This is a genomic window from Duganella sp. AC917 (genome assembly GCF_979258245.1).
This window is the reverse complement of record NZ_OZ409848.1, coordinates 2,733,086-2,747,903: the sequence shown is the minus strand read 5'-3', so window position 1 is coordinate 2,747,903 and position 14,818 is coordinate 2,733,086. Positions and strand designations below refer to the sequence as shown.

The 14,818-nt window shown below is 65.8% G+C and carries 13 protein-coding genes; 4 read left to right on the top strand and 9 right to left on the bottom strand.

Features of this window, described 5'->3' with window-relative positions; genetic code table 11:
- Positions 1–5 precede the first annotated feature (5 nt).
- The 3 genes from ACZ0BA_RS11850 to ACZ0BA_RS11840 form a co-directional block, all read right to left on the bottom strand.
- Positions 6–1,031 carry a transporter gene (locus ACZ0BA_RS11850; protein ID WP_463451473.1) on the bottom strand — a complete coding sequence of 342 codons (1,026 nt, stop codon included), beginning with the start codon at positions 1,029–1,031 and terminating at the stop codon, positions 6–8.
- Between the two features lie 58 nt (positions 1,032–1,089).
- Positions 1,090–1,929 carry an HDOD domain-containing protein gene (locus ACZ0BA_RS11845; RefSeq protein ID WP_463451472.1) on the bottom strand — a complete coding sequence of 280 codons (840 nt, stop codon included), beginning with the start codon at positions 1,927–1,929 and terminating at the stop codon, positions 1,090–1,092.
- 129 nt (positions 1,930–2,058) lie between these two features.
- Positions 2,059–3,342 carry a D-amino acid dehydrogenase gene (locus ACZ0BA_RS11840; protein WP_463451471.1) on the bottom strand — a complete coding sequence of 428 codons (1,284 nt, stop codon included), beginning with the start codon at positions 3,340–3,342 and terminating at the stop codon, positions 2,059–2,061.
- Between the two features lie 97 nt (positions 3,343–3,439).
- Between ACZ0BA_RS11840 and ACZ0BA_RS11835 the strand changes: the two genes are divergently transcribed.
- Positions 3,440–3,931 carry an Lrp/AsnC ligand binding domain-containing protein gene (locus tag ACZ0BA_RS11835; protein ID WP_463451470.1) on the top strand — a complete coding sequence of 164 codons (492 nt, stop codon included), beginning with the start codon at positions 3,440–3,442 and terminating at the stop codon, positions 3,929–3,931.
- A gap of 66 nt (positions 3,932–3,997) precedes the next feature.
- Positions 3,998–5,554, top strand: coding sequence for a hypothetical protein (locus ACZ0BA_RS11830; protein ID WP_463451469.1), 1,557 nt, complete (start codon positions 3,998–4,000; stop codon positions 5,552–5,554).
- A gap of 29 nt (positions 5,555–5,583) precedes the next feature.
- Here the strand turns inward: ACZ0BA_RS11830 and ACZ0BA_RS11825 are convergent, their stop codons facing one another.
- Genes ACZ0BA_RS11825 through ACZ0BA_RS11810 form a run of 4 tightly spaced genes read right to left on the bottom strand, consistent with a single transcriptional unit; the run spans position 5,584 to position 10,173 of the window.
- A complete protein-coding gene (locus tag ACZ0BA_RS11825; RefSeq protein ID WP_463451468.1) occupies positions 5,584–6,756 on the bottom strand; it encodes an HlyD family secretion protein in 1,173 nt (390 codons plus the stop codon).
- Positions 6,757–6,769: 13 nt separating this feature from the next.
- On the bottom strand, positions 6,770–8,209 hold the full coding sequence (locus ACZ0BA_RS11820) for an efflux transporter outer membrane subunit (RefSeq protein ID WP_463451467.1): 1,440 nt from the start codon (positions 8,207–8,209) through the stop codon (positions 6,770–6,772).
- Positions 8,210–8,224: 15 nt separating this feature from the next.
- Positions 8,225–9,742 carry an MDR family MFS transporter gene (locus ACZ0BA_RS11815; RefSeq protein WP_463451466.1) on the bottom strand — a complete coding sequence of 506 codons (1,518 nt, stop codon included), beginning with the start codon at positions 9,740–9,742 and terminating at the stop codon, positions 8,225–8,227.
- Positions 9,739–10,173 carry a MarR family winged helix-turn-helix transcriptional regulator gene (locus ACZ0BA_RS11810; protein ID WP_463451465.1) on the bottom strand — a complete coding sequence of 145 codons (435 nt, stop codon included), beginning with the start codon at positions 10,171–10,173 and terminating at the stop codon, positions 9,739–9,741. Before ACZ0BA_RS11810 ends, ACZ0BA_RS11815 begins: the two co-directional genes overlap by 4 nt.
- Before the next feature lie 178 nt (positions 10,174–10,351).
- Here ACZ0BA_RS11810 and ACZ0BA_RS11805 point away from each other — a divergent pair, with 178 nt between their 5' ends.
- Positions 10,352–10,831, top strand: a complete 480-nt coding sequence (locus tag ACZ0BA_RS11805) for a hypothetical protein (RefSeq protein WP_463451464.1) — start codon at positions 10,352–10,354, stop codon at positions 10,829–10,831.
- 41 nt (positions 10,832–10,872) lie between these two features.
- Positions 10,873–12,174 carry an NAD(P)/FAD-dependent oxidoreductase gene (locus ACZ0BA_RS11800; protein ID WP_463451463.1) on the top strand — a complete coding sequence of 434 codons (1,302 nt, stop codon included), beginning with the start codon at positions 10,873–10,875 and terminating at the stop codon, positions 12,172–12,174.
- 32 nt (positions 12,175–12,206) lie between these two features.
- On the opposite strand, the gene ACZ0BA_RS11795 is transcribed toward ACZ0BA_RS11800, so the two are convergent.
- Both ACZ0BA_RS11795 and ACZ0BA_RS11790 read right to left on the bottom strand, forming a co-directional pair.
- Entirely contained in the window at positions 12,207–12,920 is a 714-nt protein-coding gene (locus ACZ0BA_RS11795) for a sensor histidine kinase (RefSeq protein ID WP_463451462.1), read from the bottom strand.
- Between the two features lie 143 nt (positions 12,921–13,063).
- Positions 13,064–14,704 carry a response regulator gene (locus ACZ0BA_RS11790; protein WP_463451461.1) on the bottom strand — a complete coding sequence of 547 codons (1,641 nt, stop codon included), beginning with the start codon at positions 14,702–14,704 and terminating at the stop codon, positions 13,064–13,066.
- Positions 14,705–14,818 lie beyond the last annotated feature (114 nt).

Here is a 14,818-nt window from a genome sequence, read left to right as displayed (position 1 = left end):
TCTCCTTATCCAATGTCGCGCTGGCGCCGGAACGCCAGGAAGCCGGCGATGACGGTGAAGCTGGCGACGATCGCCACCACCACCCAGAAACCGTGCGGCGCCTGCGCCAGCGGGATGCCGCCGACGTTCATGCCGAACAGGCCGGCGATGATATTGATCGGCAGCGCGAGCACCGTGACCACCGTCAGCACGAACAGGCTGTGGTTGTTGCCCTCATTGACCAGCGCGGCGATCTCTTCCTGGATCAGCTTGATGCGCTCCTGCAGCGAGGCCATGTCCGCCAACACCATCGAGAATTCCTCGGTCGATTGACGCAGCTCCTGGGCGTCGATCTCGGCCACCCAGGCCGGCGGCCTTTGCAGCAGCCGGAACAGCGCGGCCGGCTCCGGCGCCAGCAGGCGCTGCAGCCGCACCAGCACGCGCCGCAGGTGGCCCAGGCTGGCGCGCTTGGTGTTGAGCTTGCCTGCCAGCAGATTGTCCTCGATGCCGTCGACGGTGGCGATGGCGTCGCGCACGATCTTGATCAAGGCGTCGGCCTGGTCGCGCAGCAGGTGAATCAGCAGCTCGACCGAGGAGCGGATCGGCTCGCCCGTGCGCACCGCATTGCGCAGCACGTCGACCGCCTTGAGCGGCTTGCGCCGCGCGCTGATGACCAGCTGCTTGTCGACGCTCAGCCACAGTGTGGAAATGTCGGACGGTTCGAACGTGAAGTCGTGCAGCACGTCGTTGACGACGGCGATCAACGTGTTGTCGGCCAGCTCGATGCGCGTCGAGCGCGGGCCTTCATGCAGGCTTTCGTAGAATTCCTCGGGCAGCGCGGTGTGCTCGTGCAGCCATTTCTCGCTGGCGGTGTTGGCCAGGTTGTAGTGCAGCCAGATGAATTCGGTCGGATGGTGGGCGCGGTTCTTGAGCCATACGCGCGCTTCCTCGGTGTCCAGCGGCCGGCCCGTGCCGTCGGCCTCGCGGCCGAACACATAGCCGCAGACCAGGCCGGATTGGTCCGACCCGTAGGACGGGGGGGCAGTCTGCATGCGTCATCTCCATGGGGAGGGCCGTGCGCGCGACTGCGCCACGCCGGCCCGGTGGCGCTCAGACCAGCAGCGCGGCGTTCATTTCAGCGGCGTCGTCGGCCGCTTCCTTCAGCATCTGCGCCAGCTTGTCCTCGTCGATGAACAGGTCGATCGCCGAGTCGGAGTGCGGTGGCAGCTCGCGCTGCGGCTCCTGTAGCGGCGAGCGCACCGGCGTCAGGTGGTTGGCCAGCAGCAGCGTGTCAAGCAGCGAGTCCGGCGGAATCGACATGAAGCTGTCGCGCAGGCCCTCGATGGCGTCGGCCACCGGTTCGGGGATGCACAGCTTGCGCATGACTTCGCGCGTGATGATCTCCTCGCTGGCCGAGTGCCAGTTTTCCGGATCTTCCTCGAGCAGGCCGGGAAACTCGTCGGCGCGCGACAGCAGATAAAAGCCGCCCACCTCGTGCACGATGCCGGCAAACAGCGCGGTGTCCTCGTTGACGCCGGTGACGTAGCGGGCGATCAGGCGCGCCAGCGCGGACACGGCGATGGTGTGGTCCCACAGCGCCTCGGCCTTGGCGCGCAGCTTGGGGTCGGTGATCTTGCTGCCGAACTGGCGCACCACCATGGCGGCGGCCAGCGCGAACAGGTTTTGGTAACCGATGCGCATGATCGCGCCGCGAACGTTGGTAATCACGGGCGCGCCGGAGCGGTTGAACATCGCCGAGTTGGCGATGGCGACCGTGCGCGCGGCCAGCAGCGGCTCGGCCAATACCAGGCCGATCGCCTTGTCGACCGGGCATTCCGGATCGTCCAATGCCAATTGAACGCGGAGCGCCGCATTTACGCTGGTGGGGAACACCAGTTCGCCACGGATGGCCAAGGCCGCAATATGGCCGAAAGCTTCAAGTTTATTCATGATTAAAATTATACGCACGCTACGGCCCATTCTCAACGCCATGATGACGATGTTTCGGGTTCCGGGTGCGATATAGGCGGGGATGCGACAGTGCAGGCGGGGATGCGACAGATGCGCATCCCGCCGGCGTCACGCGCTCGCCAGGCGCGGCTGGCGCGGCGCGGCCGCGCCGCTGTAGCGGCTGACCGACAAATCATCGGCCAGAATCGCCGGGCGGCGTGCCGAAATGATATCGGACAGCAGCTGCGCCGAGCCGCAGGACATGGTCCAGCCCAAGGTGCCGTGGCCGGTGTTGAGGAACAGGTTGCGCAGCGCGGTGCGGCCGACGATCGGCGTGCCGTCCGGCGTCATCGGCCGCAGGCCGGTCCAGAAGCTGGCCGCCGCCGTGTCGCCGGCGCCGGGGAACAGGTCGTTGACCACCATTTCCAGCGTTTCGCGGCGGCGCGGATTGAGGCGCGTGTCGAAGCCGGCGATTTCGGCCATGCCGCCGACGCGGATGCGGTCGTCGAAGCGGGTCACGGCGATTTTGTAGGTCTCGTCCAGAATGGTCGACACCGGCGCGGCGCTGGCGTCCACGATCGGCACCGTGATCGAATATCCCTTGAGCGGGTAGACCGGAATGCTGACCAGGTTTTTGAGCAGGCCGGTCGAATACGATCCCAGCGCGACCACGTAGGAATCGGCGGTGACCACCTCGGCGCCGCAGCGCACGCCCTTGATGTCGTCGCCCGAGGCGATCAGGCCGGTGATGTCGACGCCGTAGCGGAACTTGACGCCCAGCTTTTCGGCCATCGCCGTCAGGCGGGTGGTAAACAGCTGGCAGTCGCCGGTCTCGTCGTTGGGCAGGCGCAGGCCGCCGACCAGCTTGTTCTGGTCGAGGCCGGGCTCGGCGCCGAGCAATTGTTCACGGCTCAGCAGTTCATAGGCGACGCCGGTTTCCCGCAGCACGGCGATGTCCTTGGCGGCGTCGTCGAGCTGCTTCTGGGTGCGGAACAGCTGCGTGGTGCCTTGCTGGCGGCCCTGGTATTCGATGCCGGTGGCCGCACGGAGGGTTTTGAAGCAGTCGCGGCTGTACTCGGCCAGCCGCACCATGCGTTCCTTGTTGACGGCGTAGCGCTCGGTGGTGCAGTTTTGCAGCATTTGCCACATCCATTGCAGCTGGAATAGCGTGCCGTCGGGCGTGATCGACAGCGGCGCGTGGCGCTGCAACATCCATTTCATGGCTTTCAGGGGGATGCCGGGCGCGGCCCACGGCGACGCGTAGCCGGGGGAGATTTGGCCGGCGTTGGCAAAACTGGTCTCCAGCGCGGGACCGGGCTGGCGGTCGAGTACGGTCACGTCATGACCGGCCTGGGCCAAATAATAGGCGCTCGTGACGCCGATCACACCGCTACCAAGAATGACAACGCGCATACGAACCCCTATTATTTAGTGACCAGATATTCCACTATGGTATGCTTGTATCGCTAGTATTTGTTACTGTAAAAATTCCGTTATTTAGTGGATTATCATGCGAATTCAAAAGGAATCGGTCCGCGCCCTGGACAAGCTCGACCGCAAGATCCTGCACATCCTGCAAAGCGACGGCCGCATCTCGATGAAGGACTTGAGCGAGCAGGTGGGGCTGTCGATCACGCCGGCCATCGAGCGGGTCAAGCGCATGGAGCGCGACGGCGTCATCACCGGCTACCACGCGCGCGTCGATCCGCCGGCGCTGGGCGCCAGGCTGCTGGTGTTCGTCGAGATCACGCTGCACCAGAAATCCGGCCCCGTGTTCGAGCAATTCCGGCGCGAGGTGCTGCGCATTCCAGAGGTGCAGGAGTGCCATCTGGTATCGGGCGACTTCGATTACCTGATCAAGGCGCGCATCCACGAAATGGCGGAATACCGTAAGTTGCTCGGCGACATGTTGCTCAGCCTGCCAGGCGCGGCGCAGTCGAAAAGCTATGTTGTGATGGAAGAGATCAAGGAAACCCTTTTCCTGGCGACCGGGACACCGTAGCAGCACGCGGCGCGCCGCCGCTTCAGTTAAAATCGGGGCCAGGTAATTTTATGAATCGGAGCAAGTGTGAATAGTCACCACGGTACTCCACCGGCCGCCCACGTCGTCAGCGTCCGCTCGCTGGACGAGCATCTGTCGTCGGACCAAAGCTTCAGCTCGGCCTATGCGCGCGCGGTCGGCGCCATCGCCGGCAACGAAGGCAGCCTCACCCTGGCGCAATTTGCCGCCGTCACCGACATCGCCGGCGACGGAAAATCTTCGGCCGTGTTCACCGCGCTGGTGCTCAACGCCATTGAATCGGGCATCGACGTCGACTGGGCCTTCAACGCGCTGGCGCGCAGCTGCGCCGGCATCGACCAGGCTGCGCGCGAGAACGCGCTCGGCATGACCATCCCGCTGCTGGCCCTGCACGGCGGCGACGCCCGCCTGCTGGCGCAACGGCTGGCCAAGGCGCTGTCGGTGCGGCTGTCGCCGGAGGACTTGAATAAATTGCCGGTGACCGAGCAGCGCGGCATCCTCGCCAACCTCGGCGAGCAGGCGCGGCGCCTGGTGCGCGGGCGCTCGCTGGCCGACACCGTCGCCGAATTCGGCCGCAACGCCGGCCAGCCGGAACTGATCGAGCACGCGCGCAATTTCCAGTCCGGCGACATCGACCACGATCAACTACGGCAACTGGTCGTCAGCACCACCGCCTCGATCGCCAGCGACATCAGCGCCTACCTGGACCAGGCGCGTCTGCTGTCGATGGGCGAGGCCACCGCCGCCACGTTGGTGAGCGCGGCGACCGACCTGAAAAACCAGGTGCTGCAGCGGCTGACACTGGTCGACCAGCGCATCGCCCACGAGCGCCGCCTGCTGGCCGAGGAAATCGACGACGCCGTGCACGACGCCGGCAACGCCATCGAGCTGGCCATCGGCGACCGCCTCAACACCGATAAATGGAAAGAGGAAGAGGTTTGGGCCAGCATCGGCCGCCAGCAGTTCGGTCAGGAGATGGAGCGGCGCCTGGACCGCATCGTGCGCCGCAAGGAGCAGTCGCTGCATTTGCTGCAGGAAGATTTGCGCCTGTTCCAGTCGGCCATGCGGCTCAACCAGTCGTCGGTGTTCCAGCGGCAGCACCATTCGACCTTGGCCAAGCTGATGCCGCGCCTGCGCATCGGCACGCGGCTGGTCAACAAGGTCGATACCGCCGCCAATGTCACGTTGATGAGCGGTGCGGTGGTCGCGGCCGGCACCGGCACGGCCGCGTATCTGATCGGCGCGGCGGTGGTGTTGCCGGTGGTGGCGCCGGCGGCGCCGTTTGTCGGCGGCGCGGTGCTGCTGGCGGGGGCTTTCAAGTGGTTCACCGACGGCGGCAAGCGCAAGCGCACCGAGATCCGCGACAAGCGCGCCGCCTTCGAGCAGGAGTTGCGCAAGCAGTTGCAGGCGGCCGAGCAATCGTTCAACGACCAGCTCAGCGTGGTGGCGCAGGGCTTCCACGACTCCGCGCTGCAATTGTTGACGCCGCTGTTGCTGGAGGCGGAAGCGGCCGCGCGCGTGCCCGGCATGCGCCAGCGCATCGCCGACCGCGTGATCACGCAGGCGCAGACGGCGATCCGCCAGCTCGACGCCGAGTTGCGATAACGCGTCCCGCGCGGCCGGCGGCGCGGATTTTATCTGACCAGGTTGCGGGTGATGATGTTGTCGGCCGCAGTTACCGCCTGTGCCATCGGCTGCGCCAGCGCTTGCGTCGAGTAGACCGGCGCCTGCGGCATGGCCGCGCCCAGCACCGGGCCGTCGGTCTTGCTGATATCGACTTTCACCGTGGTCGACAAGCCGATCCGCAGCGGATGCGCGCGCAACTCTTGCGCGTCCAGCGCGATCCGCACCGGCAGCCGCTGCACCACCTTGATCCAGTTACCGCTGGCGTTTTGCGCAGGCAGCAGCGAGAACGCGCTGCCCGTGCCGGCGGACAGTCCCACCACCTTGCCGTGGAATTCCACCTTGTCGCCATACATATCGGCTTCCACCGTCGCCGGCTGGCCGACGCGGATGTCGCGCAATTCCGACTCCTTGAAATTGGCGTCCACCCACAGCTGCTCCAGCGGCACGATCGACAGCAGCGTGGTGCCCGGCGTGGCGCGGGCGCCTACCTGCACGCTGCGCTTGGCGACGTAGCCCGACACCGGCGCGACGATGGTGTTGCGGCGCGCCGTCAGCCACGCCTGTTCGTAGTCGGCCTTGGCGGCCAGCACCTGCGGATGCATGGCGACGCCGACGCCGGCCACGCCGGCCTTGGCCGCCGCTTCCTGGCGCGCGGCGACCACCAGCGCGGCGCGCGCGTTGGCCACCGCCTGGCGCGCGTGCTCGACCTCTTCGCCGGAGACGGTGTGGTCGGCCGCCAGCGGCTGGCGCCGCGCCAGATCGTCCTCGGCGTTTTTCAGCTGCAGTTTGCGCAGCGCCACGGTGGCGTCGTATTGCTCGACGTCGGCGTAGCGCTGGCGCTGCGCGCGCACGGCGGCGCCCAGTTTGGCGTCGGCCTGGGCCAGCGCGACGTCGGCGTCGGCCGGGTCGAGCGTGATCAGCGGCGCGCCCGCTTGGACCATCTGCGTTTCATCGGCGCGGATCGCGGTGACGTTGCCGCTCACTTGCGACGACAGGTTGACCAGGTTGCCGCCGACATAGGCGTTGTCGGTCTCCTGGAATTTCGACAGCACCAGATGGTAATAGATACCGTAGGCGGCGCCGGCGACGACGAACAGCAGGGTGACGCCGGCCAGGACGATGTTGCGCTTCCTGTTGTTCGGTTGCTCGGTGGGATTTGGATTGGTGGTGGGTTCGTTCATGATGGACTTTCGATTATTTGATAACGGTCGCCAGGGGCACTTGTTCGCGGTAGCCGCCGCCGAGCGCGTTGGTCAGGGCGACTTCGGCCAGTCTTTGCACCTGGCGCAGATACAGGTCGGCGTCCTGCTGCTTGAGCAGCGCCATGCGCGCGGCCAGCAGCGCGCTGTTGTCGGCCAGGCCGTGGTCGAAGCGCGCCTGCGCCGACGCCAGCTGCGCGCGGGCGGCGCCGGTGGCCGCGTCCTGCTGCGCGATCTGGCGCTCGATGCCGCGCAACTGCACGCCGTCCTGCGCCACCTCGCGCACCGCGTCGACGATGGCCGCGTTGTATTCGGCGATGCGCTCGTCGCGCGCGCTGCGGGCGCTGTCGAGTTGGGCGTCGAGCCGGCGGCTGTCGAACAGTGGCAACGTCAATGTCGGGCCAAGATACAGGGTGCGGCTGGCCGCCTGCAGCAGGTTCTCGACCTTGACCGTATCGAGGCCGATCGACCCGGTCAGGTTGATGTCGGGGTAGAAGGCCGCCTTGGCCGCGTCGATGCTGCTGAGCGACGATTCCACCTTCCAGCGCGCCGCCTGCAGGTCGGGACGGCGTGCCAGCAGTTCGATGCCCAGGCGCGCCGGCAACGCGTGCGGGACGTCGGCCGCCGCCTGCGGCTTGAGATCGGCCAGCGCATCGTTGTCGGCGCCAGCCAGCGCGCGCAGCGCTTCGCGCTCGTGGCCGATGTCGGCGTCGAGTTGCGCCTGCTGCTTGCGGATCAGGCTCAGGTCCGCTTCGGCCGCGCGCTGTTCGTCGGCGGTGGCCAGGCCGCGCGCGATGCGCCGTTCCTTGTCGCGCACCAGCGCCTGCTGCGCGGCGGCCAGTCCATCGAGATTTGCCATGCGCGCCCAGCCGCCTTGCAGCCGGAAGTAGCTTTGCGCGATCTGGGCCGCCAGCAGCTGTTCGGCTTCGGCGTAGGCGGCGCGGTCGGCATTGAGGCTGCCGATGGCGGCGGCCACCTGCGCGCGGTTCTTGCCCCACCAGTCGAAGTTGTAACGCACGTCGAGCCGAAGGGTTTCGGAGGTGAAGTAGGCGCCGCCGATCGGCGCCGGGAACAGGCCGGTGCCCGAGTAGCGCTGGCGGTTGGCGTTGGCGTAGGCCGAGACGTCGACGCCGACATCGGCGGCGCTGCGCGACAGCGCCGCGCGCGCGCTGCCGGTGCGGGCCGCCGCCACTTCCAGGCTGGGCCCGGAGGCGAGGGCGCGCACCATCAGCGCGTTCAGTTGTTCGTCATGATAGCCGGTCCACCATTGCGCCTCGGGCCAGCCTTCGCGCGCTAGTTTGATGTCGGCCGGGAGCTGGGCGGTGGCGGCGTCGCGCCGTTGCGCCGGATGCGTGTCGGCGCCGATGTGGGCGCAGCTGGCCAGCAGCGCCAGCGCGCAGGCCATCGGCAGCAGCTTGTGCGGTAGTAGTTTCATGTGGAAGTCCTATGGTTAGTCCGCGTGGGCAGCCATCGCCGCCTCGCCGGGCGCCTGGTTTTTGGCGGGACGGATCAACAGCAGCAGCGGCAATACGGCCAGCGTCAGGATCAGCATCAGCCAGAAGTCGTCGACATAGGCGATCATCGACGCCTGGCGCGTGATCTCGTTGTTGAGCAAGGTGGCGGCCTGCGGCGTGGCCAGGTTGTCCAGCAACGCGGGGTTGGCGGTGGTGATCTTCTCGGCCAGCGCGCTGTGCATGGTCTGCGTGTTACGCACCAGCAGCGTCTGCACCAGCGCGATGCCGATCGAGCTGCCGATGTTGCGCATCAGGCTGTAGATGGCGGTGCCCTCGGCCCGCATCTCCGGCGACAAGGTGGCGAAGGTGGCCGCGCTCAGCGGCACGAACACCAGCCCCAGTCCCAGCCCCTGGATCACGCCGGGCCAGATGATGTCGCTTTGCGACAGCACCAGCGTGTAGCGCGTCATCTGCCACAGCGAGAAAGCGGTGATGGCGAAGCCGGCGCCGAGCAGCAGGCGCAGGTCGATGCGCCCGACCAGGCGGCCGACCAGCATCATCGCGAGCATCGTGCCCAGGCCGCTCGGGGCGGTCACCAGGCCGGCGACGGCGGCCGGGTAGCCCATCAGGCTTTGCAGCATGGTCGGCGTCAGCGCGCGCGTGGCGAACAGCACCATGCCGACGATGAAAATGAACAGCAGGCCGCCGACGTAGTTGGCGTTGCGTAGCAGCCGGTAATCGAAGAACGACTGTCCGGCCGGGCGCATGGCGGTGTGGATGGCGAACCAGGCAAAGCTGAGCGTCATCAGGATGGCCTCGATCCAGGTCTCGGGGGCGGCGAACCAGTCGTTCTGCTCGCCGCGATCGAGCAGCATCTGCAGCGCGCCGATGGCCAGGCTGAGCGTGACGAAGCCGAAGGCGTCGAAGCGCATCTTGCGCGGCGCGGCGGTGCGGGCGATGTAGCGCCAGATGCCGTAGAAGGCCAGCGCGCCGACCGGCACGTTGATGAAGAACACCCAGCGCCAGTTGTAGCTGTCGGTCAGCCAGCCGCCCAGGGTGGGGCCGAGGATGGGGCCGATCATCACGCCCATGCCCCAGACGGCCATGGCCGAGCCGTGTTTCTCGCGCGGATTGATGTCGAGCAAGGTGGCTTGCGACAGCGGCACCAGCGCGGCGCCGAACACGCCTTGCAACATGCGCGCGGCAACGATCTCTGTGAGCGAGCTGGACAAGCCGCACAGCACCGAGGCGATGGTAAAGCCGGCCACGGCGGTCAGGAAGATGTTCTTTTGGCCGAAACGGTCGCACATCCAGCCGGTGAGCGGCGTGGCAATCGCGGTGGCGACGATGAACGAGGTCAGCACCCAGGTGATCTGGTCCTGCGAGGCCGACAGGCTGCCTTGCATGTGCGGCAGAGCGACGTTGGCGATGGTGCCGTCGAGCGCCTGGATGATGGTCGCGAGCATGATCGAGACGGTGATCATGCGGCGGTTGAGCGCCACGCCAGAGCTCATGGAGCGGACTCGATGTCGGTTTGCAGCGCTTCGAGGAATTCGGTGACGATGCGCAGCACGGCTGGATCGGTCTTGCCCAGCAGGTCTTCGCGCACCACTTTGGCTTCGTTTTTGACGGTCAGATAGATCTGCTGGCCCGCTTCGGTCAGGCTCAGCAGTTTGACGCGGCGGTCGGTTTCGGACGGGGTGCGCAGCATGTAGCCGGCCTTGACCAGACGGTCGATGGTGGCGACCATGGTCGGGTCTTCGACGCCGACGCGGGCGGCCAGCTGCGTTTGCGACGGCGCGGTTTTTTCCTTGGCAGTGAGCGCGATGGCCATCCAGCTGGCCTGGCTGATGCCGAGATGGCGCAGACGGCGGTCGATGGCCTGGCGCCAGGCACGGGCGCTGCCGTGCAGGGCGGCGGAAAAGCGCTCTTCGATAGAGGACATATGATTTGCCTGCTAATGGTTAGGACTCGAACCATTATTGTATGCCGGTGCGTCGCCGATTGGCAATGGCTACTTGCCTGAAAGTATGTACGTTAGCGTACGGAAATAGTTCGGGGGACTTGTTAATATGTTCCCTGAGCAACTTCGCTCGGTAATACATAAGAATATGGGGCACATCATGAAAACCAAACTCATTGCGGCCAGCTTGCTGGTTTTGTCCACCAGCGCCTTCGCGGCCAGCACCAACGTCTCGGTCAGTGTCGGCCAGCCGGGGTTTTACGGTCGCATCGATATCGGCGACTATCCCCAACCGCAGGTAATTTACCGCGAGCCGATCGTCGTCCAGCGTCCGACGCACTACGTCGAACGCGCGCCGATCTATCTGCGTGTGCCGCCTGGCCACGCCAAGAAATGGTCGAAGCACTGCGCCGCTTACAACGCTTGCGGTCAGCCAGTGTATTTTGTTCAAGATAGCTGGTATAACAACCAATACGCGCCGGCCTATCGCACTCGCCACGGTGGCGGCGACCGCCACGACGACCGCCGCGATGACCGCCGTGACGACCGCCGCGACGACGACCGTGGCAATGGCAAGGGCCATGGCAACGGTAAGGGCCACGGCAACGGACATGGCAACGGCAACGGTCACGACCGATAACATCTTCATGCGGCGCACGCCGCCGCTACAAGGAGAAACATTTGCATAGCAAAATAATCATTGTAGGCGGCGGTGCGGGCGGGCTCGAGCTCGCCTGCAAACTGGGTCGCAAGCTGGGGCCGGAAGCGGTGATGCTGGTCGACAGCCGGCTTTCCCATGTGTGGAAGCCATCGTTGCACGAGGTTGCCGCCGGAACCCTGGACGTCAACCAGGAAGGCTTGTCGTACCAAATGCTGGCCCACGACAATGGTTTCACGTTTGCGTATGGCCCGATGGTGGCGCTGGACGCCGCGCAGCGGCTGCTGACTGTCGGTGCGATACACGGCCGGGAACCGGCCAACGAATTGATCCTGCCCGAGCGGCAAATCCGCTTCGACTCGCTGGTGGTGGCCGTCGGCAGCACCTCCAACTATTTCGGCGTGCCTGGCGCGGCCGAACATACCATTTCACTCAACGCCACCGAAGACGCCGAGCGCTTCAGGCTGACCTTGCTCAAGCTGCTGACCCTGGCGTCGTTGAACAAGAGCGCGCAGCCCGATGCCGGCGTCGATGTCGTCATCATCGGCGGCGGCGCCACCGGTGTCGAGCTGGCGGCGGAACTGCGCGAGGCCAGCGGGGTCTATGCCGCCTACGGCTTCCGCCAGTTGCAGGCCGAACGCGACGTGCGCATCACCCTGATCGAGGGCGCGCCGCGCATCCTGGCGCCGCTGCCGGAAAAGGTATCGGCGGCGGCGCTGGAACTGCTGCATCAGCGCGCGGTCAACGTGGCCACCAATACCCGGGTGACGGCGATATCGGCCACGCACGTCAGCGCCGGCGATGTGAGCTATCCGGCGCAGATCGTGGTGTGGGCGGCCGGCATCAAGGCGCCCGATTTCCTCAAGGAGCTGGGGTTGCCGACGACGAGATCGGGGCAGATCGATGTCGGTCCGGATCTGGCGGTCAAGGGATTCGACTATATCTACGCGCTAGGCGATTGCGCCGCGTGCGCCGGGCCGGACGGCAAGCTGGTGCCGCCGCGCGCGCAGGCCGCGCACCAGCAGGCAGATTATCTGGTGACCACCTTCGTGCGTCAGCAGAAGGGCAAGCCGCCGCGCAGCCATCCGTATGTGTACCGCGATTACGGTTCGCTGGTGTCGTTCGGGCAGACCAATTCGGTGGGCAGCTTGATGGGTTCGCTCAAGGGCTTGAGCTGGTTTGTCGACGGTTTTGTCGCGCGGCTGATGTACACCAGCTTGCACTTGATGCACCACCGGGCCGTGCTGGGGACGATACGTACCGGCGTGCTGGCGGTGGCCCGTTTCCTGATCAAGCGCAGCACGCCGCTGGTGAAGTTGCATTGAGCCGACCGCGCCATGGCTGATCGGCGCCGGCGTTATTGCGCGTTGGCAGGCTTCGGCAAAATCATCGTCAACGTGACGCCGCCGTTGGCGCCGGCCGACAGCGTCAGCGTGCCGCCCAGATAGGCGGCCCGCTCGCGCGCCATGCGCAAGCCGTACTTGCCGTTCGACTGCCCCGGCGCTGGCGTCGTCGGGCCACCCAGGCCAACGCCATTGTCCTTGACGGTCATCATGACCTCGTCCTCGTTGTCGTCGACAATCACGTCCACTTCGGTCGCGTTGGCGTGCGTGGCGATGTTGCGCAGCGCTTCCTCCAGCGTGTGCAGCAGCACGATGCCGTGGCTGCGCGGGCAATCGAGTTCGTCATCGGGCAGGCTGCAGCGGGCCGTGATCTGGCGTTGTTCGCCGAACTGCTCGACCAGCTCGCCCAGCGCCACGCGCACGCCGAGAAACTCCAGCTTGTCGTTCCACAGCTTGAGCTGCATCTGGCGGTTGGTCTCGACGATCTGCATCAGCAACTGCTTCATGTGCGCGGCGCGGTCCTGCAGCGCAGGCTCCTGCGGCATTTTTTGCATCAGCAGGCCCAGATGCATGGTCAGCGCCGTCAGCGACGAGCCCAGGCTGTCGTGCAGCTGGCGCGACAGCGAGCGCCTTTCGTTATCCCAACACGTATGGACGTGGCCGAGCAGTTCGCTCAAATCCGCGCTGCGTAGCGCGTCCTGATCTTCTTGTGGAGCCGGTAAGGACATGGTTTTCTCTGAAGTGATGTTAGCGGACCGGAGTTGCGGTGGGTAACCGTTTTTTCCCGGCAGACTTATCGTTTTCGGATGATACCCGAGCTTCGCAAAGCATGGCGCACCGTGGCGCGGCTGCCGCCGCGCTTTTCTACTTGTTATTTGACCGGCAGTTCGGTGCAGCTGCCGATCACTTCCATCAGGTGGTCGATGTCGACCGGCTTGACCAGATGGCGGTCGAAGCCGGCGTCGAGCACCCGCCGCAGGTCCTCGGCCAGACCATAGCCGGTCAGCGCGATCAGTTTGATGTCGCGCGTGGCCGGGTCGGCGCGCAGCCGGCGCGCCACCTCGTAGCCGTCGATGCCGGGCAGGCCGATATCGACCAGCGCCAGGTCCGGCCGGAACTGCGTCGCCACCTCCAGCCCGCGCAGGCCGTCCTCGGCGTAGCGCACCTCGTAGCCGTAGCAGCTGAGCATCATGGCCATCATTTCGCGGCCGTCCTCGTTGTCCTCGATCAGCAGCACGCTCGGTTTGCCGTGCTCGCGCTCCTGCGCGGCCGGCGACGGCGCAGGGGCGGGCGCGATCTGGTGTTCGATGCGCGGCATGCGCAGCGTGAAGGTGCTGCCGCCGCCGGGCCCTTTGCTTTCCGCCTCGATGCTGCCGCCGTGTAACTCGGTCAGGCGGCGCACCAGCGACAGGCCGATGCCCAGGCCGCCTTGCGCCCGGTCCAGCGTGCTCGAGCCCTGGACGAAGACGTCGAATACATGCGGCAACAGGTCGGCCGAGATGCCGACGCCGGTGTCGCGCACGCTCAGTACGACGTCGTCGTTCTCGGTCCAGGTGCGCACTTCGATGCGTCCGCCGGGCGGCGTGTATTTAAGGGCGTTGTCGATCAGGTTGCTGGCGATTTGCTCGAGCCGGGTCGGGTCGCCCTCGATCCAGCCGGGATCGAGATCCTGGATCAGCTGGTAGTCGCCGCTGCGGCCGGTGGCGCGGAAGGTCTCGAGCGTGTGCGCGACCAGCGCCGACAGGTCCAGCGGCGCACGGTTGAGCAAAATCTTGCCGGACATGGCGCGCGACAGGTCGAGCAGGTCGTCGACGATGCGGCCCAGGTGCTGGCTCTGGCGCTGGATGATCTTCTTGGCGCGCTGGACGCCGTCGGTGGACACGCCAGGCAGGCCGATCAGCGACGCCGCGCTGCTGATGGCGCTGAGCGGGTTGCGCAATTCATGGCCGAGCATTGCCAGGAACTCGTCCTTGGCGTGGTTTTGCCGTTCGGCCACCTGCCGCTCCTCGATCTCGCGCGTTAGCCGTTTATTGGTGGCGGTCAGTTCGGTGGTGCGCTGGCTGAGCTGGCGCGCCTGCTTCTTCAATTCCTCGTTCTTGACCGCTAGTGCGACAAACACGGCGATCTTGGCGTACAGGATCTGCGGGATCACCGGCGTGAACAGAAAGTCGACGGCGCCGCGCTGGTAAGCCTTCAAACGGTCGAGCTCGTCCGCGAGGAAGGCGGTGATGAAAATGATCGGAATGTCGGCCGAGCGGGCGCGCTGGTGGATCGCCTCGGCCGTCTCGAAACCGTCCATGCCGGGCATATTAACGTCGAGCAAAATCACGGCGAAGTCGTGCATCAGCACCTGGCGCAGCGCTTCCTGTCCGGAACGCGCGGCCAGCACCTCGTAGGATTCCTGCTCGGCCCATTGGGCAAGCAAGCTGGTCAGCGCGAACAGGCTGTTCGCGTCGTCGTTGACCACGAGGATTTTTGGTTTTTCTATTTTAGGCACGGGGTCTCTGCTCATGCTGATACTGCGAAATCTTCGCGGCGTTAACGCAGCCAGAGAAGCATTCGGGGATCATAGCAATTGCCTATATGAATGTCAAAAGCCCGCGAGGCAATCGAACCTCAGCAGTAG